Annotated in this window: 26 protein-coding genes; 18 read left to right on the top strand and 8 right to left on the bottom strand. The window is 60.4% G+C overall.

The features are described 5' to 3' along the window. The first annotated feature begins 140 nt into the window (after positions 1–140). Entirely contained in the window at positions 141–1199 is a 1059-nt protein-coding gene (locus tag DW937_RS06445) for a PTS sugar transporter subunit IIC (RefSeq protein WP_005937634.1), read from the top strand. 173 nt (positions 1200–1372) lie between these two features. Here the strand turns inward: DW937_RS06445 and DW937_RS06440 are convergent, their stop codons facing one another. Both DW937_RS06440 and DW937_RS06435 read right to left on the bottom strand, forming a co-directional pair. Beyond that, positions 1373–1882: an 8-oxo-dGTP diphosphatase gene (locus DW937_RS06440; RefSeq protein ID WP_044953245.1), complete on the bottom strand. Its 510-nt coding sequence runs from the start codon at positions 1880–1882 to the stop codon at positions 1373–1375. A 163-nt stretch (positions 1883–2045) separates the two neighbouring features. Then, positions 2046–2639 carry an RICIN domain-containing protein gene (locus DW937_RS06435; RefSeq protein WP_097774277.1) on the bottom strand — a complete coding sequence of 198 codons (594 nt, stop codon included), beginning with the start codon at positions 2637–2639 and terminating at the stop codon, positions 2046–2048. Between the two features lie 224 nt (positions 2640–2863). Here DW937_RS06435 and DW937_RS06430 point away from each other — a divergent pair, with 224 nt between their 5' ends. The 6 genes from DW937_RS06430 to DW937_RS06405 all read left to right on the top strand — a co-directional run bounded on the left by DW937_RS06430 (position 2864) and on the right by DW937_RS06405 (position 7001). Continuing rightward, positions 2864–3385, top strand: a complete 522-nt coding sequence (locus DW937_RS06430; RefSeq protein ID WP_120120464.1) for a nitroreductase — start codon at positions 2864–2866, stop codon at positions 3383–3385. A gap of 8 nt (positions 3386–3393) precedes the next feature. Continuing rightward, positions 3394–3888, top strand: a complete 495-nt coding sequence (locus DW937_RS06425) for a GNAT family N-acetyltransferase (RefSeq protein WP_120120463.1) — start codon at positions 3394–3396, stop codon at positions 3886–3888. A 102-nt stretch (positions 3889–3990) separates the two neighbouring features. After that, the gene (locus DW937_RS06420; protein ID WP_097776983.1) at positions 3991–4290 is read left to right on the top strand and encodes a YerC/YecD family TrpR-related protein; all 300 of its coding nucleotides are present in this window, start codon (positions 3991–3993) and stop codon (positions 4288–4290) included. A gap of 161 nt (positions 4291–4451) precedes the next feature. Next, positions 4452–5003 carry a DJ-1 family glyoxalase III gene (locus DW937_RS06415; RefSeq protein ID WP_097774274.1) on the top strand — a complete coding sequence of 184 codons (552 nt, stop codon included), beginning with the start codon at positions 4452–4454 and terminating at the stop codon, positions 5001–5003. A 14-nt stretch (positions 5004–5017) separates the two neighbouring features. Then, complete coding sequence (locus DW937_RS06410) at positions 5018–5902, top strand: fumarylacetoacetate hydrolase family protein (protein ID WP_120120462.1); 885 nt, start codon at positions 5018–5020, stop codon at positions 5900–5902. Positions 5903–6050: 148 nt separating this feature from the next. Beyond that, positions 6051–7001, top strand: coding sequence for an ROK family glucokinase (locus tag DW937_RS06405; protein ID WP_120120461.1), 951 nt, complete (start codon positions 6051–6053; stop codon positions 6999–7001). A gap of 79 nt (positions 7002–7080) precedes the next feature. On the opposite strand, the gene DW937_RS06400 is transcribed toward DW937_RS06405, so the two are convergent. The 4 genes from DW937_RS06400 to DW937_RS06385 all read right to left on the bottom strand — a co-directional run bounded on the left by DW937_RS06400 (position 7081) and on the right by DW937_RS06385 (position 11770). Continuing rightward, the gene (locus DW937_RS06400; protein WP_120120460.1) at positions 7081–8871 is read right to left on the bottom strand and encodes an ABC transporter ATP-binding protein; all 1791 of its coding nucleotides are present in this window, start codon (positions 8869–8871) and stop codon (positions 7081–7083) included. Between the two features lie 269 nt (positions 8872–9140). Further along, positions 9141–9863, bottom strand: coding sequence for a YggS family pyridoxal phosphate-dependent enzyme (locus DW937_RS06395; protein WP_120120459.1), 723 nt, complete (start codon positions 9861–9863; stop codon positions 9141–9143). Positions 9864–9868: 5 nt separating this feature from the next. Beyond that, entirely contained in the window at positions 9869–10429 is a 561-nt protein-coding gene (locus DW937_RS06390) for a TIGR01440 family protein (RefSeq protein ID WP_005937663.1), read from the bottom strand. 27 nt (positions 10430–10456) lie between these two features. Continuing rightward, positions 10457–11770, bottom strand: coding sequence for an SMP-30/gluconolactonase/LRE family protein (locus DW937_RS06385; RefSeq protein WP_120120458.1), 1314 nt, complete (start codon positions 11768–11770; stop codon positions 10457–10459). 242 nt (positions 11771–12012) lie between these two features. On the opposite strand from DW937_RS06385, the gene DW937_RS06380 reads away from it, so the two are divergent. The 11 genes from DW937_RS06380 to DW937_RS06330 all read left to right on the top strand — a co-directional run bounded on the left by DW937_RS06380 (position 12013) and on the right by DW937_RS06330 (position 21742). Further along, positions 12013–12240 carry a DUF1653 domain-containing protein gene (locus tag DW937_RS06380; protein ID WP_154256597.1) on the top strand — a complete coding sequence of 76 codons (228 nt, stop codon included), beginning with the start codon at positions 12013–12015 and terminating at the stop codon, positions 12238–12240. 43 nt (positions 12241–12283) lie between these two features. Further along, complete coding sequence (locus DW937_RS06375) at positions 12284–12790, top strand: molybdopterin-guanine dinucleotide biosynthesis protein MobB (RefSeq protein WP_044953247.1); 507 nt, start codon at positions 12284–12286, stop codon at positions 12788–12790. A gap of 12 nt (positions 12791–12802) precedes the next feature. Further along, a complete protein-coding gene (locus DW937_RS06370; protein ID WP_097776976.1) occupies positions 12803–13822 on the top strand; it encodes a molybdopterin-binding protein in 1020 nt (339 codons plus the stop codon). Between the two features lie 194 nt (positions 13823–14016). Beyond that, positions 14017–14514 carry a cyclic pyranopterin monophosphate synthase MoaC gene (gene moaC / locus DW937_RS06365; protein WP_120120457.1) on the top strand — a complete coding sequence of 166 codons (498 nt, stop codon included), beginning with the start codon at positions 14017–14019 and terminating at the stop codon, positions 14512–14514. Further along, on the top strand, positions 14507–15475 hold the full coding sequence (gene moaA, locus DW937_RS06360) for a GTP 3',8-cyclase MoaA (protein WP_120120456.1): 969 nt from the start codon (positions 14507–14509) through the stop codon (positions 15473–15475). The genes moaC and moaA overlap by 8 nt, the downstream gene beginning before the upstream one ends. A gap of 9 nt (positions 15476–15484) precedes the next feature. Further along, positions 15485–16417 (top strand): MOSC domain-containing protein, encoded by a 933-nt coding sequence (locus DW937_RS06355; RefSeq protein ID WP_120120455.1) that lies wholly within the window; start codon positions 15485–15487, stop codon positions 16415–16417. A gap of 79 nt (positions 16418–16496) precedes the next feature. Next, positions 16497–17384: a molybdate ABC transporter substrate-binding protein gene (modA, locus tag DW937_RS06350; RefSeq protein WP_120120454.1), complete on the top strand. Its 888-nt coding sequence runs from the start codon at positions 16497–16499 to the stop codon at positions 17382–17384. A gap of 60 nt (positions 17385–17444) precedes the next feature. Then, positions 17445–18116: a molybdate ABC transporter permease subunit gene (gene modB, locus DW937_RS06345; protein ID WP_097774260.1), complete on the top strand. Its 672-nt coding sequence runs from the start codon at positions 17445–17447 to the stop codon at positions 18114–18116. Continuing rightward, positions 18113–19159, top strand: coding sequence for an ATP-binding cassette domain-containing protein (locus tag DW937_RS06340; RefSeq protein WP_120120453.1), 1047 nt, complete (start codon positions 18113–18115; stop codon positions 19157–19159). The genes modB and DW937_RS06340 overlap by 4 nt, the downstream gene beginning before the upstream one ends. Before the next feature lie 351 nt (positions 19160–19510). After that, positions 19511–20197, top strand: a complete 687-nt coding sequence (locus DW937_RS06335) for a response regulator transcription factor (RefSeq protein WP_120120452.1) — start codon at positions 19511–19513, stop codon at positions 20195–20197. 18 nt (positions 20198–20215) lie between these two features. Further along, positions 20216–21742, top strand: coding sequence for a HAMP domain-containing sensor histidine kinase (locus tag DW937_RS06330; RefSeq protein WP_118527741.1), 1527 nt, complete (start codon positions 20216–20218; stop codon positions 21740–21742). Positions 21743–21846: 104 nt separating this feature from the next. On the opposite strand, the gene DW937_RS14900 is transcribed toward DW937_RS06330, so the two are convergent. Together DW937_RS14900 and DW937_RS06325 are read right to left on the bottom strand one after the other, a co-directional pair. Continuing rightward, positions 21847–22008, bottom strand: coding sequence for a hypothetical protein (locus DW937_RS14900; RefSeq protein WP_165852638.1), 162 nt, complete (start codon positions 22006–22008; stop codon positions 21847–21849). 48 nt (positions 22009–22056) lie between these two features. Beyond that, positions 22057–23004 carry a pectinesterase family protein gene (locus DW937_RS06325; protein ID WP_120120451.1) on the bottom strand — a complete coding sequence of 316 codons (948 nt, stop codon included), beginning with the start codon at positions 23002–23004 and terminating at the stop codon, positions 22057–22059. Positions 23005–23081 lie beyond the last annotated feature (77 nt).

Here is a 23081-nt window from a genome sequence, read left to right as displayed (position 1 = left end):
CATTGCACAAAGCCAAAAATTGCAGATATTTCCAGCAAAATCAGCATTTTGTCTTGTTGTCTTGACATGTGTATGGTATTATACTTGACATGCAGTTTTTGCATTGAATCCACCATCTTGAAACAGAAAGGCAGTTTCTCATGTCAAATGTGAAAGATTTCTTAAAACGCAAGGATATCGTCATCACCCCGCAGCGCTATCTCATTGAAGCGCTGGGTGCCATGGCGCAGGGCCTGTTTGCCAGCCTGCTGATCGGCACCATCATCAAGACGCTGGGTCAGCAGACCGGCCTTGACGTGCTGGTAGACCTTGGCGGTTACGCCACCGCCATGAGCGGCCCGGCCATGGCCTGCGCCATTGGCTGGGCGCTGCACTGCCCGCCGCTGGTGCTGTTCAGCCTGATCACCGTAGGCTACTCGGCCAATGCTCTGGGCGGCGCAGGCGGTCCGCTGGCCGTGCTCATCATTGCCATCGTGGCTTCCGAACTGGGCAAGGCCGTGAGCAAGGAGACCCGCGTGGACATCCTCGTGACCCCGCTGGTGACCATTTTTTCCGGCGTGGGCCTTTCCATGCTGATCGCCGCACCCATTGGCGCTGCCGCAAGTCAGGTGGGCACCCTGATCATGTGGGCCACCGAACAGGCTCCACTGGTCATGGGCATTCTGGTATCCGTCATTGTGGGCGTGGCGCTGACCCTGCCCATTTCCTCTGCCGCCATCTGCGCCGCGCTGGGTCTGACCGGCCTTGCCGGCGGTGCCGCCGTGGCAGGCTGCTGCGCCCAGATGATCGGCTTTGCCGTGATGAGCTACAAGGAGAACGGCGTGGGCGGTCTGGTCAGTCAGGGCCTTGGCACCAGCATGCTGCAGATGGGCAACATCGTCAAGAACCCCCGTATCTGGATCGCGCCCACACTGGCCAGTGCCATCACCGGCCCGCTGGCCACCTGCGTGTTCCACTTTGAGATGAACGGTGCCGCTGTCTCTTCCGGCATGGGCACCTGCGGTCTGGTGGGCCAGATCGGCGTGTACACCGGCTGGGTCAGCGACATTGCCGCCGGTACCAAAGCCGCCATCACCCCGATGGACTGGGCTGCCATGGTGCTGCTGTGCTTTGTTCTGCCCGCCGTGCTGAGTGTGATCTTCTGCGAGATCGAGCGCAAGCTGGGCTGGATCAAAGAGGGCGATCTGAAGCTGAACTGATTTTTAGAATTGTCTCCGCTTCGCTCTGACAATATCAGCGGAAAAATATTTTTATATATAGCAACGCCGGAATGACTGCGGTCATTCCGGCGTTGCCTTTTCACGATAAGGGGCCGGGCGGTGAACAGCCTTTTGCTACCGTCAGCCTGCAGCTGTCGCGCAGCAGATGGAGCTCAAACGATCCGTTTCCCGTCCAGCACTGCCTGCGTGAGGGTGTCGCCTTCATACACCAGCTTGAGGGAGAAATAGGGCCGTTCCTCATTCAGCAGCCGGAAGAAGATTTTGTCGCCCTCCCAGATGGGCAGTTCAGCCGCCTTATCCTTCGGCACCCATTCCAGCACGCCTTCCCTGCAGGCATCGCCCTGCACCATCTCGCCCGTCCATTCATCAGCGGTGTACAGGTGGATGAACTCGGTCATGTTGCCCCAAATAAAGGTCAGCAGACCCCGGGCGCGGAAGCGCTTCAGCGTCAGGCCGGTTTCCTCCTTCACTTCCCGCAGCAGACAGTCCTCCGGGCTTTCAAACCGCTCAAACTTTCCGCCCACGCCGATCCATTTGTCGTGGTTGTAGTCGTCCTGCTTTTTGATGCGGTGCAGCATCAGGTAGGCATCGTCCCGTTCCAGATAGCACAGCGTGGTGCTGAAAATGGGAAATTCGGGGTTCATGAAGGCTCCTAGATTCATTGCGTTCTCCTTCTGATCTTGTTTTTGTGGAAAATGCCGTTTTTCGTTGCGGCCCCTCCCGTGAAAAAACACCCCCGGCAAAGCCCGCAGGCTTTGCCGGGGTGCAAACCAAAAATAACTTTTTCCTCTGAATATGCCAGAGCAACGCGGCGGCAATTTAAAATCATTGTCCCTTCCGGCTTGCTCTTCCCTTGCCCGCATTGTTCAGCTTGCGCACAAGGTCGTTCTGATGCTTGCGCTGGCTGGGCGTGGGCTGCGGGTCTTTGGCTTCCTCAGCGCGGCGGCCGCTCTGGGCGGTGTCCGGATCGATGCGTTCCAGCGTCCACTCCTGATTGCCGCCTGCTACAAAGTTCCAGATCTGGGCCTGTGCACCGTTGGCGGTGTTCATGCCCACAAGGTCAATGTATTTATCCGCCAGCACATTGCGGATGCGGGTGCGCCCGCTGCGGGTGGGCTCCAGCGCCCAGCACTGACTCAGCCCGCTGGTGCGGTCCCACTGGTGCAGCCATGTGCCCTCCACCACACCGCCAAGGGCCAGATCCATCATCTTGCCGGTAAAGCGGTTGCAGATGCGCCAGCGGCCCTCGCCTGCATCCACGAACTGCCACTGCTGCCACGGATGGCCTGCATAGCTCCACAGCTGGATGGCCGCGCCGTTCTCGGTGTTGAAGTTCTTTACTTCCAGTACCTTTCCATTGGGGGCTTTGATGATATAAAATTCATTTTCCAGAATGACTGCCTGCGATGCCTTTGCCATAGAGCACGACTCCTTTCCAGTTTGGTAGCCCTATTATAGCGTATTTGTCCTTTGGCAGCAAGAATGCTTTTCCATAATCTTTTTACGTTTTATTGTGCATTTTGACATGATTCCCGCAACGATAACGTTTACGTGCAACAAAAGCGTTTCCTGCTGGTTTCTCTTTGCACTCCGGCCTTTGTTGTGATACAATAAAGGCACATGTTTTAAGGGAGGGAATTGCTATGACCAACGAAACCTTGGAAACCATCAAAAACCGCCGCAGCTGCCGTGCCTATAAGCCGGAGCAGATCACAAACGAAGAACTGGATGCCGTGCTGGAAGCCGGCACCTACGCCGCCAGCGCCATGGGCCGCCAGAGCGCAAAGATCGTGGTGGTGCAGGACGCTGCCACCCGCGCCCAGCTCACCCGCATGAACGCCGCTGTCATGGGCAAGGACACCGACCCCATGTACGGCGCTCCCACCATTCTGGTGGTGCTGGCCGATGCTCACGCCGCAAATGCCGTACCCGACGGCAGCCTTGTCATGGGCAACCTGATGCTGGCTGCAGCTTCGCTGGGGCTGGGCAGCTGCTGGATCAACCGCGCAAAGGAAGAGTTTGAAACAGAAGAGGGCAAGGCCCTGCTCCGGCAGTGGGGCATCGAGGGCGATTGGGTCGGCATCGGCCACTGCATTCTGGGCTACCCTGCTGCAGACCCCAAGCCCGCAGCACCCCGCAAGCCGGATTATATCGTAAAAGTGTAAGGAGAACTATGAAGCCTGATTACAAGCTGGTCGCCAAGGCCAAATATATCCACGCCACCGCCGACCTTGCCAGTGAACTCTGGCATGAGGTGTACAAGCGCTATTACCCCGCAAAGCAGCTGGACACCCTTGTGGAAGAGCTGCAGAGCGCCGATGCCATTGAGGAGGACATCGACAACGATGTGAACTACTTCCTCGTGGTTCTGGGCGGCAAGACCATCGGCTACTTTGCGTGGAAGATGGAGAACACCGCCCTGCATCTGATGCACCTGTACCTCAGGCCCGAATATCGCGGCAAGGCACTGGGCCGGGACATCGTGCTCTCCTGCGAGCGGCTGGCCCGCGGCGAGGGCAAGGGCCGTGTGTGGTGCACCGTGCACACCAAGGCCCTGCCGGTGCAGCAGTTCTTCAAGGCCCTGCGCTACCGCAATTTAAAGCCCGCCGAGCAGGAAAACGGCACCGTCCCCCGGGACGAAGTGGTATTTGAGCACACGCTGGGCTAAAAAGCCGCAAATGCTATTGAAATTTCTCCCCGTTTGTACTACACTGGTGTAGTGTAATAAAGTGTCTGCCTGTGGGCGGCATCTGCAAAAAAGGAGAATAACATGGCAAAAGATCATCCTACCGGCCAGTCCGGTCTGTATCAGGCATTTTTGCAGCTCAAGACCCCGGAACAGTGTTACCGTTTTTTACAGGATGTGTGCAGCTATTCCGAGCTGAGCGCAATGGAGCAGCGCTACAACATTGCCGAGATGCTGGTGGACAAGCGCATCTACACCGAGATCATGGATAAGACCGGTGCATCCAGCGCCATCATCAGCCGGGTAAGCCGGGTGCTGAGTGCCGACGACAGCGTGTTGCGCGCCTTGCTGGAAGCGGAAAAAGCTGCCGACGATCAAAACTGAACTTCCACACAAACCATGCCGCGTGCCGCCCGTGCGGTATGCGGCTTTTATCATTCGACCGGGAAGGCAGAAGTCCCCACGCCAGCGGGGTACTTCTATCGTTTTTCCTCATGCGGCGCAGATGCGCCGTCTTCATCAGAAATCAGGGAGGTTTGATTTTTATGAGCAAAGCTGTTGTATTTTTTGCCGAGGGCACCGAGGAATGTGAAGCCCTGCTGGTGGTCGATCTGCTGCGCCGCGCCAAGGTGGAGGTGACCGTGGCCAGCGCATCCGGCAGCCGCGAGATCGTGAGCAGCCACAAGGTGCACATCACCGCCGACGCACTGGCCGAAGAGGTGGATTATTCGGATGTGGACATGGTGGTGCTGCCCGGCGGCATCCCCGGCACCCCGAACCTTGCCGCCAACAAGACCGTTACCGACACCTGCGTTTCCTTTGCAAAGAGCGGCAAAAAGGTAGCTGCCATCTGCGCAGCACCCAGCGTGCTGGCATCTCTCGGCCTGCTGGAGGGCAGAAAAGCCACGGCGCACGCCGGTTTCCAAGACAAATTGGCCGGTGCTGAGGTGCTGGATACCGAAGTGGTAGTGGACGGCAATATCACCACCAGCTACGGTCTGGGCGGTGCCATCCCCTTTGCGCTGGAGCTGGTGCGCCAGCTGGCCGGGCAGGCTGAGGCCGACCGCATCCAGAACGCCATCGCCTACCGCCACTGAGGGAGGAAACTGAAATGCGTTTTGTCACCTGCCGCCTGCCGGACGGCGTAGAAGATCCGGCTATTCTTTCGCCGGACGGCACACAGATCTGGCCGCTGAGCTGGCTGGGCCTTTCCTACGAAACCCTGTCCGATGCCATCCCCTTTCTGACCCCGCAGGTTCGGGCAGGCCTGCAGCTTGCCATTGCGGGCATCCCGGCCCTGCCCGTGGATGCCATGCAGCTGCAAAGCCCTATTCCCTGCCCGGCGCAGGATGTGGTGTGCCTTGGCATCAACTACATGGCCCACTCGGACGAAGCGGAGAAATACTCTGCCGATGCCTTTGCAACCAAACATCAGGATGCCATTTATTTTTCCAAGCGCGTTTCCCGCGCTGTGCCGGACGGCGGCTTTATTGAAGCTCACACCGACCTTGTGCAGAAGCTGGACTACGAATGCGAACTGGCTGTGGTTCTGGGCAAAGATGCCAGGGATGTGCCCGCCGGGCAGACAAAAGACTATGTGTTCGGCTACACCATCCTGAACGATGTTTCCGCCCGCGATGTGCAGACCGCCCACAAGCAGTGGTACTTCGGCAAGAGCCTCGATGGCTTCACGCCCATCGGCCCCTGCATCGTTACCGCAGACGAGTTCGGCACCTACCCGCCCAAGCTCGGCATCCGAAGCTTTGTCAACGGCGAAAAGCGGCAGGACTCGAACACCGGCCTGCAGATCTTTGATATCGACCACGTGATCCACGAGCTGACTCAGGGCATGACCCTGAAGGCCGGCACCATCATTGCCACCGGCACCCCGGCAGGCGTGGGCATGGGCATGGACCCGCCGCAGTTTCTGAAGCCCGGCGACACGGTGCGCTGCGAGATCGACGGCATTGGCAGCCTGACCAACACCGTGCGGTGAGCACTGGCATTTGTGCCAAATATCCACTGTGTTTTCCGTCTGTTTGCATGAAAATCCGCAGCGGCACTGCTCTTTTCGGAGCGGGTGTGCTATACTGGCTGTATGAATGAAAAATGCGGCCCCGGGCCGCAGAAGGGGTAAATGAACTATGAAGGAATACGCATTCGGCATCGATCTGGGCGGCACCACCGCCAAGATCGGCCTGTTCAAGACCACCGGCGAACTGCTGGAAAAGTGGGAAGTTCCCACCGACACCTCCAACGCCGGTGAGCACATTCTGAAAAATCTGGCCGCTGCCGTGCAGGGCAAGATGCAGGAAAAAGGCCTTGCCGCTGAGCAGATAGAGGGCGTGGGCGTGGGCGTGCCCGGCCCTGTTCTGGACAGCCGCATCGTGCCCATCATCTGTGCAAACCTCGGCGGCTGGGGCAAGCATAATGTGGCCGAAGAGCTGAGCACCATGCTGGGCGGCATCAAGGTTCTGGTGGGCAACGATGCCAACGTGGCCGCTCTGGGCGAGATCTGGATGGGTGCCGCCAAGGGCTGCCGCAGCGCGGTCATGGTCACGCTGGGCACCGGCGTGGGCGGCGGCGTCATCGTCAACGGCAAGGTCATCGATGGCACCCACGGTGCCGGCGGCGAGATCGGCCACATCACCGTGGACCGCCACGAGACCGCCGCCTGCGGCTGCGGCAAGCACGGATGTCTGGAGCAGTATTCCAGTGCCACCGGCGTTGTGCGCTGCATGAAGAAGCTGCTGGACGAGAACCCGGACACTCCCTGCACCTTGCGCGGCACCGAGTTTGCCGCCAAGGACGTGTTTGATGCCGCCCGCAATGGCGATGCCCTTGCCGCCCGTGAGGTGGACGAGATGACCGACACGCTGGGTCTGGCACTTGCCAGCATCGCTGCCACCACCGACCCCGAGATGTTTATGATCGGCGGCGGTGTGTCCCGCGCAGGCGAGGTGCTGTTTGCCCCGCTGCGGGAGCATTTCAAGGTCTATGCCTTCAAGTCCTGCCGTGAGACCCCCATCGTGCCCGCCATCCTCGGCAACGATGCTGGTATCTATGGTTCTGTGCGCCTGATCGTGGGTGAATAATTCAGCGGTATTTTTTCAGAAACTTAAAAACCCGGAAACGACGGTCGTTTCCGGGTTTTCTTTGTACGTTCAATAAAATTTACAGCGTATCTTCCCCCGGCAGCTGGTTCCACAGGCGGTAATAAACGCCCTGCTTTGCCAGCAGCTGGTCGTGGGTGCCGGATTCTACGATGCCCTCTTCGCCCAGCACGAGGATCCGGTCATAGTCCTTGATGGTGGTCAGGCGGTGGGCGATGGTGAGGGTAGTGCGGCCATGGGCCAGCTTTTCCAGGCTCTGACCCACCAGGATCTCGCTTTCGTTGTCCAGTGCGCTGGTGGCCTCGTCCAGAATGAGGATGGGCGGGTTCTTCAGGAACACCCGCGCAATGGCGATGCGCTGCTTCTGTCCGCCGGAGAGCTTGACACCGCGCTCACCCACATAGGTATCAAAGCCATCCTTCAGGGCCAGAATGAACTTTTCCGCCCCGGCCAGACGCGCCGCTTCCATGATCTCTTCGCGGGTGGCACCGGGCTTGCCGTAGGCGATGTTCTGGGCCACCGTGCCGCTGAACAGATACACGTCCTGCTGCACGATGCCGATGTCCTGCCGCAGGCTCTTCAGAGTGACATGGCGGATGTCCTGCCCATCGATCAGGATGCGGCCGCTGGTCACCTCGTAGAAGCGGGGGATGAGGTTGCACAGGGTGGTCTTGCCGCCGCCCGAGGGGCCGACCAGCGCCAGCCGTTCGCCCGGCCGGATATCCAGACTGACGTTGTGCAGCACCTTGTTGTGGTCGTCTGGGTACTCAAAGCTGACGTTTTCAAACCGGATGTCACCGGGACCGGGCTGCAGCGGTACCGCATCCGGGACATCGCCGATGGTCACAGGGGTGTCCATGATCTCGGCAAAGCGCTCGATGCCGGTCATGCCGCGCTGGAACTGCTCGGCAAACTCCACGATGCGGCGGATGGTGGCAATAAGGGTGGTGACGTACAGCATATAGGCCACCATGTCACCGGCGGTGATCCTGCCGTACACCAGCGAGAGGCCGCCTGCCAGAATGACCACCAGATACATCAGGCCGTCGAACAGGCGGGTGGAGGTGTTGAAGGCACCCATGGCGTAGTAGCCGAGGGTCTTGATCTGCTCAAAATCCCTATTGCCCTTTGCAAACTTCTCGCGTTCCTCATCCTCGGCGGCAAAGGCCTTCACGACACCCTGCCCCAGCAGGCTGTCCTCAATGGTGGAGTTCAGCTCGCCGATCTGCACGCGCTGCTGGCGGAACCGCGCCCGCAGCCGTCCGTTCAGGTAAACGGACACCACGCCCATCAGCGGCACGCAGGCGAACACCGCCAGCGTCAGCGGCACACTGGCCCGGCACAGGATAATAAAGGATACCACGATCTTGATGGCCGCAATGAAAAATTCCTCCGGGCAGTGGTGGGCGAACTCGGTCACATCGAACAGGTCGTTGGTGATGCGGCCCATAATGGTGCCTACCTTGGTGTTGTTGTAGTAGGTGTGGTCCAGCTTGAGCAGGTGGTCAAAGGCATCGCGGCGCATATCCGTCTCGATGTGCACGCCCATGATATGACCGATGCTGGACATGTAATAGCTGGCTGCGCCGTCGATGATGCGCAGCACAAAATAGAGTGTTGCCAGCCGCAGCACGATGCCCGCCGTCAGGGTGATGCCCACGCCCATGGCGGCGTTGGTGATGGTGCTCATGATCTTGGGCAGCACGATGTCACACAGGGTGGTCAGCGCTGCACAGAACAGGTCCAGAAACAGGGTCATTTTGTACTTTGCCAGATAGGGCAGAAAACGCCGGATCAGCGCACCGCTGCCTGCGTGGTGCGCCCCGGGGTCGTTGATCTTGGTTTTTGACATGGTTCCTCCGTTTTTTGATTTTCTTCAGGCTTTTACGATTCAGGATGTTTCAGATACTTTTCAGTGGGCTCGCCCTCTCAGTCAAATCCTTCGGATTTGCCAGATTCCCCCTTTTGTCGCTTACGCGCCATCTTCCCCCGGCGCGGGGGAAGTCTTTCCTCAAAGGGAGAGCCCTTGGCAAAGAGATGAAGTTTACGTGGACTGCCAAAGGCTCCCACTCTGGGGGAGCTGTCGCGCAAGCGACTGAGAGGGCGAGGCCGTTTTTATTTTTACACTTTTTTACTGTAATCCCGCTCGCCGTAGATGGCGGTGCCGATGCGCACAAGGGTGGCACCCTCCCGGATGGCGTTTTCAAAGTCGCCGCTCATGCCCATGGAGAGGGTCTCCATGGACACGTTGGAATAGCCGCGCTCTCCGGCCTGCGCAAACAGCTTGTACACCTCGGCCAGATAGCGACGGTTGCGGGTATCGTCGTCGTTCACGGGCGGAATAGCCATCAGCCCCTTGACCCGGATGTGCTCCTGTGCGGCAGCAGCATCCAGCAGCGGCCAGAGCGCTTCCGGTGCCACGCCGGTCTTGCTCTCCTCGCCGCCGATGTTCACCTCCAGCAGCACGTCCTGCACGATGCCGGCCTTGGCTGCTTCCTTCTCGATGGCGTTCAGCAGATGCTCACTGTCCACGCTTTGGATGAGGCTGGCACGGCCCAGCACTTTTTTAATTTTGTTCGTCTGCAGATGGCCGATAAAGTGGCTGGGCTTGCCGCAGTAAGCACCTGCGTCAAAGTTTGCGCACAGCTCCTGTACATGGTTCTCACCGAACACATCGATGGGCAGGGCTGCGCTTGCAGCCACGGTCTGCGCCGTGCGGGTCTTGCAGGCGGCGCACAGCTGCACCGCTGCCGGGTCGCGGCCTGCCTCACGGGCCGCGGCTGCCATCTTTTCCCGGATCTCTGCCACGGCCTCCTGCATCTGTTCCAGATTCTTTTCTGCCATGATGCTCAGTCCTCCTCGGTATACTTGGCGCGTTCGCCGCCGATGAGCTTCGGGCGGGTGCGGGCGCACAGAATGTTCGCTTCACCAATTTTGGAAAGGCTCAGCCGCACCGGCACAGCCACCCGCTTCAGGTGCATCCCGATCAGGGTGCCGCCGATATCAATGCCTGCATGGGCACGGATCTCTTCCACGGCCACAGGCTCCCGGAACTTCTTCCAGCAGGTAGTGGCCCAGCTGCCGCCTGCGTGGGGGCGCGGCACCACGCACACCTCTTCCCAGCCGTATTTTTCGGCGGCTTCGCGCTCGATGATAATAGCGCGGTTCAGATGCTCACAGCACTGCGCGGCCAGCCAGATGCCGTTTTCGGCCAGCACTGGGGCAATGCCCGCGTACACGGCCTGCGCGGCTTCCAGACTGGAATCCTTGCCAATGTGCCCGCCCACGATCTCGCTGGACGAGCAGCCCACCACGAACACATCGCCCTTTTTCAGCTTTGCTTCGGCCAGCAGTTCGGTCACTGCCTGCCGGGCCTGCGTCTCGATCTGTTTTTTGAATTCTTCTGTCATAAAAAACACCTCGGTTTTTATCAAAGATCAAAGATTTGCACTGCGCACCTTTTCGCTGCCTGCAAGGCCGAGATACAGCCTGCTCTCCACCGGGCACAGAGCTGTCACACCGCCTGCACCCTTGCTGGAGACCGTCCGCTTCCAGTTGCCGTCTGCCGTATCTACAGCTTCCGCGCAGGGCGCATCGGCAGGCAGGCTGAACAGCTTTTCCTGCAGATTCCGGCCTGCACGCAGGGCAATGCCCCGCAGCAGGGTGCTGTCGGCGTTCTTTTCCAGCCAGCTGCTGCGCGCCCACCGGTAGCCGATGTACAATGTGCCGTCTGCATCCACAGCAAGCGCACCGGGATACCCCGGCAGGCCGGAAACAAAGCTCTGGCAGTTTTTACCGCCCGCCGTCAGGTCGCGGGCATCGGCGGCAGCGCTCCACACACAGCGGTTCCCAAGGTCAGCCACGAACAGCGTGCTGCCGTCCCGGCTCAGGGCCAGCCCGGAAGCACCGGCCACACCGCCCAGCACCTTCTGCACCGTGCGTGCTGCCGGGTCGTATACATACACACAGCCCGTGCCGGTGTGGGCCAGCAGTTCGGTGCGCAGAGTGCTCTCCAGCCCGTCCGCGGCACTGGCACTGGCAGCAACCGCAAAGTAGATCCTGCCGTCCGGCGCGGCTTCCACCGCTGAGACATCCCCCAGCGGTGCACCGTCGATCTGGGTCACAACCTGCTCCACCGCCGTGCCCCAGCTGTCGTGGGCGGCGCGGCACAGGCTGCCGCCGCCGGGCGTGAGGATGCTCAGCCACAGGTCCCCGCTGCCGTCAAAGGCAAAGCCGGTCAGCTCACCGTCCACGGAAAGGATGGCCGCATCGTGTCCGCCGTCGGTGCGCACAAGGTCGCTCGTGCGCTTTTTTAAGGCTGCGCCGTCGTATGCTGCGGCATACACAAGGCCGTCCTGTGTGCGGATGCAGTCCACACCCTGATATTCGCCCAGATCCAGCGTTCCCTTATGATCGGCGGCAAGGGCCGTCTGTGCTGCACCGGTGTCCTGCCGGACATCCGGCGCGGTGTAGCCTTGTGGCGGCGTATCGATGGGCCGGAACACCAGTGCGTACACCAGCGCCAGCAGGATGCACACGCCAAACACCGTGCTGGCCGTGCGGAACCGCTTGAGCAGCGCGTCCCGCTCCACCGCCATCTGGGCCGCATACTCGGCACGGCGGCGGGCAGCGCGGGCATTGGCGCGGTTTGCCCGGCGCATCCAGCGATCCACGAACAATGCCACCTGCGGCCCGATGGTGAGCGACGCAATGGCAAGGATGAGCAGAAATTCAACAAGTCCGATCCTCATAGGGCTTTTTCCTTTATCTTCAGAGCTTTTTCAGGGGGGATATCCCCTTATCGTTTCAGTATAGCATCTGTGGCGCGGCAGTTCAAGCACCCAACTCTGTCTCCCGGCTTTTGCCGCCGCCTGCCGCCTTTTTCTTCCTCTTTCCTGCCAAAGCCTTTTTTGCCGTGCTGAAATATGCTATACTGATTATAAATATGGCATTCTGCACCGGAATGCCGCATGTCAGTGTAAAAGAGGATAACATGGAAGCATTCAAATATCATGTGCAGCCGGGCCGCTACCGGCATTTCAAGGGCAACGAATACGAAGTGCTGGGCATGGCCCGCCACAGCGAGACCGAAGAGGAAATGGTGGTGTACCGCGCCCTGTACGGGGAACGCGGGCTTTGGGTGCGTCCTGCCGCCATGTGGTGCGAGACCGTGGAGCGGGACGGCAAAGTGCAGCCGCGCTTTGTGCGCATTGAGGAGTGAACCGGCAGTTTTTGCCGATGGGATAAAACGGAGGGTGATACTTTTGTACAGTGAACAAAAACAGGCGCTTGCCGCCGAACTGAGCTTCAAGCATCCGGCAGTGCTGGCTGTCAGCGGTTCCGCAGGCAGCGGCAAGACCGCTCTGCTGGCCGCGCTGCTGCCGGTGCTCAAGAGCCGCGGGCTGAAGGTGGGCGTGATCCGCGAGGCTGACGATCTGCGCCTGCCCGCCGAGACCGACCGCCTGCATGAGGCCGGTGCCGAGGGTGTGGCCGTGTTTACTGCCGGGCGCTATCTGCTTACCGAGCAGTTCCGCCTGAACGAGCAGGACCTGCTGGCTTTGTTCGAGCGCCACGGCTACGACCTTGTACTGCTGGAAGGCTTTGGCGACAGCGGCTGGGCCAAGATCGAGGTGGTGCGCAGCTCGGTCAGCCCGGTGGGCACCGCGTTCCAGCCCATGGCCATCGTGGGCGATGTGCCGGGCGCTGATTTTGCACTGGACGATCCTACTGCTCTGGCAGACTGGATCGAGAACCAGATGCCGTCCCTGTAACGGAGGTTCTGCATGAAACTCATCCGTACCGAAGACGCTGTCGGGCAGGTGCTCTGCCACGACATCACACAGATCATTCCCGGCCAGTTCAAGGGAGCACGCTTCCGCAAAGGGCACATCGTCCAGCCGGAGGATATTCCCGTGCTGCTCTCCATTGGCAAAGAAAATCTCTATGTCTGGGAGAAGCGCCCCGGCATCCTGCACGAGGACGAAGCCGCTGCCCTTTTGTACAAGGCAGCGGCGGGCCGCAACATCCACGGCACTGAGCCGAAGGAAGGCAAGATCGAACTGGTTGCCGACTGCGACGGTCTTTTGAAGATCGACCGCGCCGCTCTGCTGGCCGTGAACCGCACGCCCCAAATGATGATCGCTGCCATCCACGGCGACCTGCCCGTGAAAAAGGGCCAGAAGCTGGCCGGCACCCGCATCATCCCGCTGGTGATCGAGCAGGAGAAGATGGATGCCATGCAGGCTGCGGCAGGCAGCGAACCCATCCTGAACGTGCTGCCTTTCCACCCGAAAAAGTTTGCGGTCATCACCACCGGCAGCGAGGTATTCAAGGGACGCATCGAGGACAAATTCACCCCCATTCTGGTGGGCAAGCTGGCCGAATACGGCTGTGAGATGACCTATCACAAAACCTGCGACGATGACCCCGCCGGGATCACCGCCGCCATTCTGGAAGCAAAGGCCGCAGGCTGCGAGCTGATCTTTACCACCGGCGGCATGAGCGTGGACCCCGACGACCGCACGCCGCTTGCCATCAAGAACACCGGTGCCGAGATCATCACCTATGGCGCACCGGTGCTGCCGGGTGCCATGTTCCTTGTGAGCTATCTGGACGGTGTGCCGGTGTGCGGCCTGCCCGGCTGCGTGATGTACGCCAAGCGCACCATTTTTGACCTGCTGCTGCCGCGCCTGCTGGCCGACGACCCCATCACTGCCGAGGACATTGCCCGGCTGGGCGAGGGCGGGCTGTGCTTAGGCTGCGCCGAATGCCACTGGCCCAACTGCGGCTTCGGGCATTGCTGAGGACAGCTTGCTCGCCCTCTCCGTCTTTGCTTCGCAAATCCACCTCTCCCAAAGGGAGAGGCCTTGGCAAAGAGATGAAGCTTGCGTGGACTGCCAAGGGCTCCCACTTTGGGGGAGCTGGCGAATGAAATGAGCCTGAGAGGGCGAGGACGTTTGAAAATTTGATTCACTTTAACAAGAAAGATACGATCTTTATGAACGAAAACAATCTGACTCATTTTGATGCGTCCGGCAGCGCCGTGATGGTAGATGTGAGCGAAAAGCCCGTCACTGCACGGCAGGCTGTGGCCCGCGGCATCATCACTATGAATGCGGCAGCCTTTGCCGCTGTTCTGGACGGCACCGCCCAGAAGGGCGACGTGCTTGGCGTGGCCCGCATTGCAGGCATCATGGCGGCCAAGCGCACCAGCGAGCTGATCCCCCTGTGCCATCCGCTGCCGCTGAGCAAGCTGACTGTGGATTTTCACCTTCTGCCCGAACAGCAGGCCGTAGAGGCCGTGTGCACCGCCAGGACCACCGGCGTGACCGGCGTGGAAATGGAAGCTCTGACCGGCGTTTCTGCCGCGCTGCTCACCATCTACGATATGTGCAAGGCCGTGGATAAGGGCATGGAGCTGGGCGAGATCCACTTGGTCGAGAAGACCGGCGGCAAGAGCGGGCACTATGTGCGGGCCGAGGGCGGCTATGTTTGATGCATACGGCCGCAATATCCACTATCTGCGCCTTTCGCTCACCGACCTGTGCAACCTGCGCTGCCGCTACTGTATGCCGGACGGCGTGCCAAAGCTGGCCCACGAAGATATTCTGACCTATGAGGAATTTCTGCGGCTGGCTGCGCTGTTCGCCCAGTGCGGCATCGACACGGTGCGCATCACCGGCGGTGAACCGCTGGTGCGCCGGGGCGTGGAACAACTGACGGCGGGCCTGAAAGCCATTCCCGGCATCCGCCGCGTTGCCCTTACCACCAACGGCGTGCTGCTGACCCAGAAGCTGCCCGCCCTGCTGGCGGCGGGCCTTGACAGCGTGAACATCAGCCTTGACACCTTACACCCGGAGACCTTCCGGCGCATCACCGGCAAAGACGAGCTTGCCGCCGTGCAAAACGGCATCCGGGCGGCCCTTGCCAGCGGCATTCCGGTCAAGCTGAATTGTGTGCCGCAGCCCGGCGTGAACGAGGGCGAGTTGGAAAGCCTTGCTGCCTTCGCACAGGAGCATCCGCTGCAGGTGCGCTTTATTGAGATGATGCCCATTGGCTTTGGTGCCGGGCTGCCCGGCCTTTCCGGCCCGGAACTGCTGGAGCGCTTTTACCGCCGCTGGCCGCAGCTGCAGCCGGTGACCGGTGCGGCCTTTGGCGATGGGCCGGCGGTGTATTATTCTGCGCCCGGCTGGCGCGGCAGCATCGGGTTGATTGCTGCCGTGCACGGCAAATTCTGCGCTTCCTGCAACCGTGTACGGCTGACAAGTCAGGGCTTTCTGCGTCCGTGCCTTGCCAGCGAATCCGGCACCGACCTGCGTGCTCTGCTGCGCAGCGGCGCGGACGACGCGGCCCTTTTGCAGGCCATTCAAAACACGATTCTGGCAAAACCCCGGGAACATCACTTCGGCCAAGGCTCCATGCCCGCCACACGAGGGATGTACCGGATCGGAGGATAACACAAATTTATGGGTAAAATTCTGGCTATCTGCATAAGCCCCCGGCGCGGCACCTTGAAAACGCCGGTGCCGTCCGCTGTTCTCACCCCGGAGTGGGGTATTGTGGGCGATGCCCACGGCGGCAGCTGGCACCGTCAGGTCAGCCTGCTGAGCGCGGAAAAAATTGAAGCTTTCCGTCAAAAGCTCTGGGTGGACTACGGTGCCTTTGGCGAAAATCTGGTGGTGGAAGGGTTCGATCTTGCCACCCTGCCGGTGCCCAGCTTTTTTGCCATTGGGGATGCCGTGCTGGAAATGACCCAGATCGGCAAGGAGTGCCACAGCGGCTGCGCCATCCGCCAGCAGACCGGCGACTGCATCATGCCGCGGGAGGGCGTGTTCGCACGGGTGGTAAAAGGCGGCACCATCCACACCGGCAACGAGATGAAGCTGCTGCCCACCCCGGCAGATCTGCCCCTGCGTGCGGCGGTGATCACCCTTTCCGATAAGGGCAGCCGCGGCGAACGGGAGGACAAAAGCGGCCCGCTCATTGTGGAAATGCTCACCGCCACAGGCTACAAGGTGGAGGAAGCACTGCTTCTGCCGGACGATGCCGCCCAGCTCAAAACCCAGCTGCTGCGCCTTGCGGATGCCCGTCAGGTGAATCTGATCCTCACCACCGGCGGCACCGGCTTTGCACCCCGGGATATCACCCCGGAGGTGACTTTGAGCGTAGCCGAACGCAACGCGCCCGGCATTGCCGAGGCCATGCGGTACCATAGCCTTACCATCACACCGCGCGGGATGCTCAGCCGCGGTGTCAGCGTGCTGCGCGGCAAGACCCTGATCGTGAACCTGCCGGGCAGCCCTAAGGCCGTAAAAGAAAACCTCGAGTACATCCTGCCCAGCCTTGCGCACGGCATCCACCTTGCCGCCGGGCTGGACGGCGAATGCGCCCGGAAGTAAAAAAGTATCCCGGTGGGCGGCACCGCATCCTGTACCGTATCAAATGCAAAAATTCATTTTAAAAACAGGAGCGCTTATCATGAACAACACTAAAATTTCCCGCCGCAGTTTTCTGGCTGCTGCCGGTATCGCCGGTGCCGCTGCGGCCCTGACCGCCTGCGGCTTCTCCGCTTCCAGCACTGCATCTTCCGTGGCAGGCTCTGCCGCTGCTCCTTCTGAAGCTACCGGTAGATCCATGGAGCTGATCGTGTTTGCCGCTGCATCCCTCACCGAGACCCTCACCGCCATCGGTGAGACCTACTCGGCAGAACACCCGGAGGTGACCTTCCGCTTCAACTTCGACTCCTCCGGCACCCTCAAGACCCAGATCCAGGAAGGCGCGGACTGCGACCTGTTCATTTCCGCCGGTCAGAAGCAGATGAACCAGCTGGACAGCACCGCTTCCGCCGATGTGAACACCGAAGGACTGGACTTCGTGGACAGCGATTCCCGCGTGGACCTGCTGGAGAACAAGGTCGTTCTGTGCGTGCCCGAGAATGGCGATAAGGGCATCGACAGCTTCGATTCTCTGGCCGAGCACCTCAAGGCCGAGGACATCCTGTTCTGCATGGGCAACAGCGATGTGCCCGTGGGCCAGTACACCCAGAAGATCCTTGCCTACTACGCTCTGGACGAGGAAGCACTGGCCGCAGCCGGTGTCATCACCTACGGCTCCAACGTCAAGGAAGTCACCACCCAGATCACCGAAGCCAGCGTGGATGCCGGTGTCGTGTACTGCACCGATGCCTACAGCGCAGGCCTGACCCCCGTGGATGAGGCCACCAAGGAGATGTGCGGTCAGGTCATCTATCCTGCCGCCGTGCTGAAGGCCGCCCCCAACGCCGAGGCTGCCAGGGAGTTTCTGGCCTATCTGCAGACCGACCGCGCCGCCACCGTGTTCGAGGGCGTGGGCTTCAGCGCACTGTAAATCCGTTGTTTTTCAGAGCTTCCCCTCCGGGGGAAGCCTTTTTGTTCGGAGGTATCATTTATGGACTGGTATCCCCTTTGGAACAGCCTGCGCATCGCCCTCGTCAGCTGCGCGGCGGTGTTCTTCCTTGGCATTTTTGCCGCCTACTATATTGCCAAGCTGCCGCGCACTGTCAAAGGCGCGCTGGACGTGGTGCTCACCCTGCCCATGGTGCTGCCGCCCACGGTGGTGGGCTATTTTCTACTGCTTTTGTTCGGCGCAAAGCGGCCGCTGGGTGCCTTTTTCATGGAGCATTTCGGCGTGAAGCTGGTCATGAACTGGTACAGTGCCATCTTTGCATCCATCGTGGTGGCCTTTCCGCTGATGTACCGCACGGCGCGCGGCGCGTTTGAAAGCTTTGACGAAACGCTGGCATGGTCGGCGCAAACGCTGGGCCAGTCGGACGTGTGGATCTTCTGGCGGGTGCGGATGCCCTGCTGCCGTCAAGGCATTCTGGCCGGCACGGTGCTGGCCTTTGCCCGCGCGCTGGGCGAGTACGGTGCCACCAGCATGATCGCAGGCTACACCCCCGGCAAGACCGCCACCATTGCCACCACCGTGTACCAGCTGTGGCGCACCAACGACGAAGCCGGTGCCATGCGCTGGGTGCTGGTGGATATCGTGATCTCGGCAGTGGTGCTGCTGGCCGTGAATCTGCTGGAGAAAAAACAGAAAGCAGGTGGCCGCGCATGAGTCTTGAAGTGAACATTACCAAAAAGCTGAATGGCTTTACCCTTCACGCCAACTTTGCCGCGCGCAGCACCGCCACAGCCATTCTGGGCGCGTCCGGCTGCGGCAAAAGCATGACCCTGCGCTGCATTGCCGGTATCGTAAAGCCGGATGCGGGCCGCATTGTACTGGACGGCCGGGTGCTGTTTGACAGCGCCCAGCACATCGACCTGCCGCCGCAGCAGCGCGGCGTGGGCCTGCTGTTCCAGAACTACGCACTGTTCCCCAACATGACCGTGGAGCAGAACGTGCTCTGTGGCCTGAAAGCCGAAAAAGACAAGGCCGCCCGCAAGGCCCGCTGCGCCGAAATGCTGCAGGCCATGCGGCTGGAATCCCTTGCCAAGCGCTACCCGGCCCAGCTTTCCGGCGGACAGCAGCAGCGCACCGCGCTGGCACGCATCCTTGTGGGCAGACCCAAAATTCTGATGCTGGACGAGCCGTTCAGTGCGCTGGACAGCTACCTGCGCGAGGAAGTGGAGAGCGAAGTGGGCAGCTTGCTGGCCGGGTTTGGCGGCACGGCGCTGCTGGTCACCCACAACCGTGACGAAGCCTACCGCCTGTGCCGGGATATGATCGTGATGGATGGCGGGCAGGTGCTGCGCACCGGCGGCACCAAAGAGGTGTTTGCAGACCCGCAGAGCACCACCGCCGCACGGCTGACCGGCTGCAAGAACATTCTGTCCTGCACCCGCGTGGATGCCCACACCGTGCGCCTGACTGGCTGGGATGCGCCCCTTCACCTTGCCGCCGAGGTGCCGGAAACCTGCACCGCCGTGGGCATCCGCGCCCACGACTTTGCCCCCTGCGCACCAGCTGCGCCGAACGCTCTGCCGGTGCAGCTGAACTCCACCAGCGAGAATCCCTTTGACTGGAACCTGATCTTTACCGCGCCGGACGGCACCACCCGCCTGTGGTGGAAGGTGAGCAAGACGAACCTGACCGCTGCGTCGCCGGAGGCACCGGCGTTTCTGGGCACTGCACCGCAGAACATCATGCCGCTGGGGTGACGGACAGCGTAAAAACCGCTCTGCAGGGCGCTGTGGAAAGCAGCGGCTTTGCAAAGCCGCACAGCACATCCCACGGCCAAACAGCCGCACCTTATCCACAAGCTCACTATTATATGCGCCAAACTCGGAATTGTGCAGGTCGGAAAGCACCACCATCCGGCTGGGCCTGCGGTCTGCCCTGCAAACTCCGGCTGTGCAGGGCCGTTTTTCTGTGGTATACTGGTACTGGAAGCAGCCCGCCGCTGCGGGCACTTTTTTGAAAAGCATTCACGCAAACTTCACAGCTTTTTTTTATTCTTGCTGTATGATATTCTGGTCAAGAAGTCTATTATTGAGGAAGGTGTCTGTATTATGGCTAAGATCCTGATCGTTGACGATGAGCCGCGTATCCGCGAGCTGATCCGTGAACATTTACAATATTCCGGTTATATCTGTGAAGAAGCCGCCGACGGAACAGCTGCGCTGACCCAACTGTCCGGCGGGGCCTTCGATCTGGTCATTCTGGACCTGATGATGCCGTTCATGGACGGTATGACCTGCCTGCGGGAGATGCGCGCCCGCCACATCAACACGCCGGTCATCATCCTGACCGCCCGCGGCGAGGAATACGACAAGCTGTCCGGCCTGGAGAGCGGTGCCGACGACTACGTTGTCAAGCCCTTCTCTCCCCGTGAGCTGGTAGCCCGCGTCAAGGCCGTGCTGAACCGCACCATGCCCAAGCCCGCCGCTGCCTCCGACACCATGACCTTTGGTGAGCTGACCATCGACACGGCCAGCCACACGGTGCGCGTTTCCGGCGAGGAGGTGGCCCTGACCCCCAAGGAGTTCGACCTGCTGGTGTTCCTTGCTTCCAACAAGGGCATCGCCCTCAGCCGTGAAAAGATCCTGCAGAAGGTGTGGAACTACGACTACTTTGGCGAGGACCGCACCGTGGATACCCATGTCAAAATGCTGCGGGGCCATCTGGGCAAGTGCCGCAGCTACATTGCTACCGTGTGGGGCATCGGCTACAAATTCGACCCCGACGCAACGCGCTGATAAAGGAGCGGAGGATTCATGCGGCACCATCACTCCCCCGGCATCCGCGGCCAGCTGATGTGGTTTTTGTGTTGTATCTGTCTGTTCCTGCTGGCACTGGTGTGGTTTCTGTCCACCCAGCTGCTGGAACCGCTGTACACCAAGCACATTGAAAAACAGCTGACCACTCAGGCAGAAAGCATCACCGCCGAGCTGGACAAGGCTATTGCAAACGGCGAATCCCTTTCGGCATGGTCTTTTGGCCATCTTACGGTCAACACCACGTTTTTTGACCGGCTTGCCACCCAGCTGTACGCCAGCGGTTCGCTGAACAGCTTCTGTGTGGATATTTCCGATACCACCATGCGCACGATCTATAAGATCGAGAACCAGTCCTACTGCAACCTGCACGAAACGCTGCTCTCGGATTCCGCCAACAACGATATGATCGTTTCCACCGCTGTGGCCATGCGCAAGAAATGCCGCACCACCGGCGGCTTTGTGCAGACCCTGAATCCGCCGCGGCTCTCCGGCTCGGCACAGCTGCTGGTAGGGCGCAACACCTCCGGCGGCGAGTACACCGTTCTGGTCACTACCAGCCTTGTGCATGTGGCCGAAGCCGGCAAGGTGCTGAGCACCGTGCTGCCCATGGCAGCGGCGCTGATCTTTGCCTTTGCCATGACGGCGGCATGGCTGTTCAGTGAGTGGTTCACAAAGCCGCTGCGCCAGCTTTCCAGCGCTGCCCGCCAGATGGCCATGGGCAACTATGCCGTGCAGGTGGATACCCGCCGCAGCGATGAGCTGGGCGATCTGGCCCGGGACTTCAACCACATGGCAAGCGAAGTGCAGCATTCTTCGCAGATGCAGCGCGACCTGCTGGCCAACGTCTCCCACGACCTGCGCACCCCGCTGACCCTTATCAAGGGCTATGCCGAGACGGTGCGCGACATTACCGGCGACGACAAGGCCCACCGCGATGAGCAGATGAACATTATCGTGGACGAGACCGACCGCCTGACCGCACTGGTCTCCAGCGTGATGGAGCTGAGCAAGGTGACCAGCGGTGCCGACAAATGCGAGCGCGTGCACTTTGATATGGGCCAGCTGTGCGACGAGGTGAGTGAACGGTACGATGCCATCTGCGCCCAGAACGGCTGGCAGCTCCAGCTGGAGCTGCCGGACGAGGAACTGCCCGTTTACGCAGACCCCAACATGATGCAGCGCGCACTGCATAACCTGCTGGGCAACGCCATGCACCATATCGGCAAAGACGGCATCTTCATCCTGCGGGCCCAGCGCTGCACCGAGGGCGTGCGGATCGAGGTGGAGGACCACGGCCCCGGCATCTCTGCCGACGACCTGCCCTATATCTTTGATCGGTACTACCGCTCCCGTTCGGATGCCGGCAAGCAGGGCACCGGTCTGGGCCTTTCCATCACCAAGGCCATCTTCCAGCAGCACGGCTTCCGCTTTGGTGTGCAGAGCGCCATCGGCATGGGCACTACGTTCTGGTTCATCATGAACGACCTGCCCGCCAATGCAGCCGAGATGGCCGGGCAGGAATAATCAGGAATAATTTTAAAGCCGGGATGACCGTGTGGTCGTCCCGGCTTTTGCTTTTTCTATAGAGCATCGTTTCTGCCTGCAATGCTGCGGCCATTCCAAATGATTTACTGGCTGGAATCTGCTGTGCGATAAATTCCGAATGTATTATCCGGTGCGGGCATTTCCACCCGGGAGGCACGATCATTCACAGCCCACATCATCCAGCCCATTGCAGCCAGTGCCGCCAGAATGATGATCCATTTGACAAAATTCGGCAGTTTTTTCATAGAAGATCCTTCAAATCCGTTTTATACTTTATTTTATATTTTCCGCTTTTATTCCGGTCTACAAAGCTTCCGTGCACATCTGAGCAGCTCTTCGGCCTGCTGGCTGTCCAGCTGCTTCACCCATGCACCGCGCGCTGCTGCGCCCTCGCCGGTGCTGCCCGCTTCGGCAAAGCTGGCAAGGTCGGAGTCGGTGCGGCTCTGCCACGCGGAAAAGCCCTCCGGCGCGATGTGTGCGCCAAGGCGGCAGTCCAGCACGGCAGTCTTTCCGGTGGGCCGCCACGGCCTGCCCAGAAACACCGTGCCCGCCGGGCAGTCGTCCGAAACAAAGTCGCAGTCCCAGAACACAAAGCCAAGGCCATCGGCACGGCCCGAGGGAGCCGTGACGTAGCTTGCAGGCAGGTGGTTGTTCACGGTGCGGATGGTGCACTGCTCAAACAGAGCGTCCGCGCCGCCAAAAATAAAATCGATATCTCCCGCGATCTCGCAGTGCCGGTAATACTGGGCCGTCGGGCGGCGGGGCGCAAAGCGGCCCGGGCCAAGGAAGCCATCCTTCTCCCGCTCCTTCTCCGGCAGAGGGGCGCAGAACAGCGTATCCTGATTGCCTAGCAGCCGCACATTCTCAAAGAGGGTGTGAGAGCAGTCCACATAAGCCGCCACGGCCTGCCCCACCTTTGCCCCGGGGCCGGCATCGTTTTCAATGGTCAGGTCCTGCACCCGCAGTTCTGTCCCCCGGAAAAACGCGGTATAGCTGCGGAAGGTGTGGGTGGGCCTGCCGTCCGGGTGCGGCAGTTTGCCGCCGTCGCCCCACACGATGCGGGTGCTTTCCATGCCTGCGCCGATCAGGGTGATATCCTGTTTTTCGCACACCAGCTTTTCGTGGTAAACGCCCGGGCCAATGCAGATCTCTGCTGCGCAGGCATAAGGCACGGCCAGCACCGCTTCGGACACCGAAGCAAAATCGCCGCTGCCATCCTGCGCTACGGTTATGGTAAGCATGTTTCTGTCCTCCCGTTTTGTTTCTATGCTTTCATAGTATACCTTCTCCTCCGTCGAAAATCAACGAAGTTTGTATG

This window comes from Faecalibacterium sp. AM43-5AT, from assembly GCF_003603345.1.
GTDB classification, from domain to species: domain Bacteria; phylum Bacillota; class Clostridia; order Oscillospirales; family Ruminococcaceae; genus Faecalibacterium; species Faecalibacterium taiwanense.
Note: the sequence above shows the minus strand (reverse complement) of the source record. Positions and strands in the feature narration are given on the sequence as shown.

Coding starts and splice junctions, on each gene's coding strand:
- DW937_RS06330 (WP_118527741.1), top strand. CDS start 20,216: ATGCGGCACCATCACTCCCCCGGCATCCGCGGCCAGCTGATGTGGTTT.
- DW937_RS06445 (WP_005937634.1), top strand. CDS start 141: ATGTCAAATGTGAAAGATTTCTTAAAACGCAAGGATATCGTCATCACC.
- DW937_RS06440 (WP_044953245.1), bottom strand. CDS start 1,882: ATGAATCTAGGAGCCTTCATGAACCCCGAATTTCCCATTTTCAGCACC.
- DW937_RS06340 (WP_120120453.1), top strand. CDS start 18,113: ATGAGTCTTGAAGTGAACATTACCAAAAAGCTGAATGGCTTTACCCTT.
- DW937_RS06435 (WP_097774277.1), bottom strand. CDS start 2,639: ATGGCAAAGGCATCGCAGGCAGTCATTCTGGAAAATGAATTTTATATC.
- DW937_RS06395 (WP_120120459.1), bottom strand. CDS start 9,863: ATGGCAGAAAAGAATCTGGAACAGATGCAGGAGGCCGTGGCAGAGATC.
- DW937_RS06355 (WP_120120455.1), top strand. CDS start 15,485: ATGGGTAAAATTCTGGCTATCTGCATAAGCCCCCGGCGCGGCACCTTG.
- modB (WP_097774260.1), top strand. CDS start 17,445: ATGGACTGGTATCCCCTTTGGAACAGCCTGCGCATCGCCCTCGTCAGC.
- DW937_RS06370 (WP_097776976.1), top strand. CDS start 12,803: ATGAAACTCATCCGTACCGAAGACGCTGTCGGGCAGGTGCTCTGCCAC.
- DW937_RS06420 (WP_097776983.1), top strand. CDS start 3,991: ATGGCAAAAGATCATCCTACCGGCCAGTCCGGTCTGTATCAGGCATTT.
- DW937_RS06390 (WP_005937663.1), bottom strand. CDS start 10,429: ATGACAGAAGAATTCAAAAAACAGATCGAGACGCAGGCCCGGCAGGCA.
- DW937_RS06425 (WP_120120463.1), top strand. CDS start 3,394: ATGAAGCCTGATTACAAGCTGGTCGCCAAGGCCAAATATATCCACGCC.
- DW937_RS06405 (WP_120120461.1), top strand. CDS start 6,051: ATGAAGGAATACGCATTCGGCATCGATCTGGGCGGCACCACCGCCAAG.
- DW937_RS06430 (WP_120120464.1), top strand. CDS start 2,864: ATGACCAACGAAACCTTGGAAACCATCAAAAACCGCCGCAGCTGCCGT.
- DW937_RS06400 (WP_120120460.1), bottom strand. CDS start 8,871: ATGTCAAAAACCAAGATCAACGACCCCGGGGCGCACCACGCAGGCAGC.
- DW937_RS06325 (WP_120120451.1), bottom strand. CDS start 23,004: ATGCTTACCATAACCGTAGCGCAGGATGGCAGCGGCGATTTTGCTTCG.
- DW937_RS06410 (WP_120120462.1), top strand. CDS start 5,018: ATGCGTTTTGTCACCTGCCGCCTGCCGGACGGCGTAGAAGATCCGGCT.
- DW937_RS06415 (WP_097774274.1), top strand. CDS start 4,452: ATGAGCAAAGCTGTTGTATTTTTTGCCGAGGGCACCGAGGAATGTGAA.
- moaA (WP_120120456.1), top strand. CDS start 14,507: ATGTTTGATGCATACGGCCGCAATATCCACTATCTGCGCCTTTCGCTC.
- moaC (WP_120120457.1), top strand. CDS start 14,017: ATGAACGAAAACAATCTGACTCATTTTGATGCGTCCGGCAGCGCCGTG.
- modA (WP_120120454.1), top strand. CDS start 16,497: ATGAACAACACTAAAATTTCCCGCCGCAGTTTTCTGGCTGCTGCCGGT.
- DW937_RS06380 (WP_154256597.1), top strand. CDS start 12,013: ATGGAAGCATTCAAATATCATGTGCAGCCGGGCCGCTACCGGCATTTC.
- DW937_RS14900 (WP_165852638.1), bottom strand. CDS start 22,008: ATGAAAAAACTGCCGAATTTTGTCAAATGGATCATCATTCTGGCGGCA.
- DW937_RS06335 (WP_120120452.1), top strand. CDS start 19,511: ATGGCTAAGATCCTGATCGTTGACGATGAGCCGCGTATCCGCGAGCTG.
- DW937_RS06385 (WP_120120458.1), bottom strand. CDS start 11,770: ATGAGGATCGGACTTGTTGAATTTCTGCTCATCCTTGCCATTGCGTCG.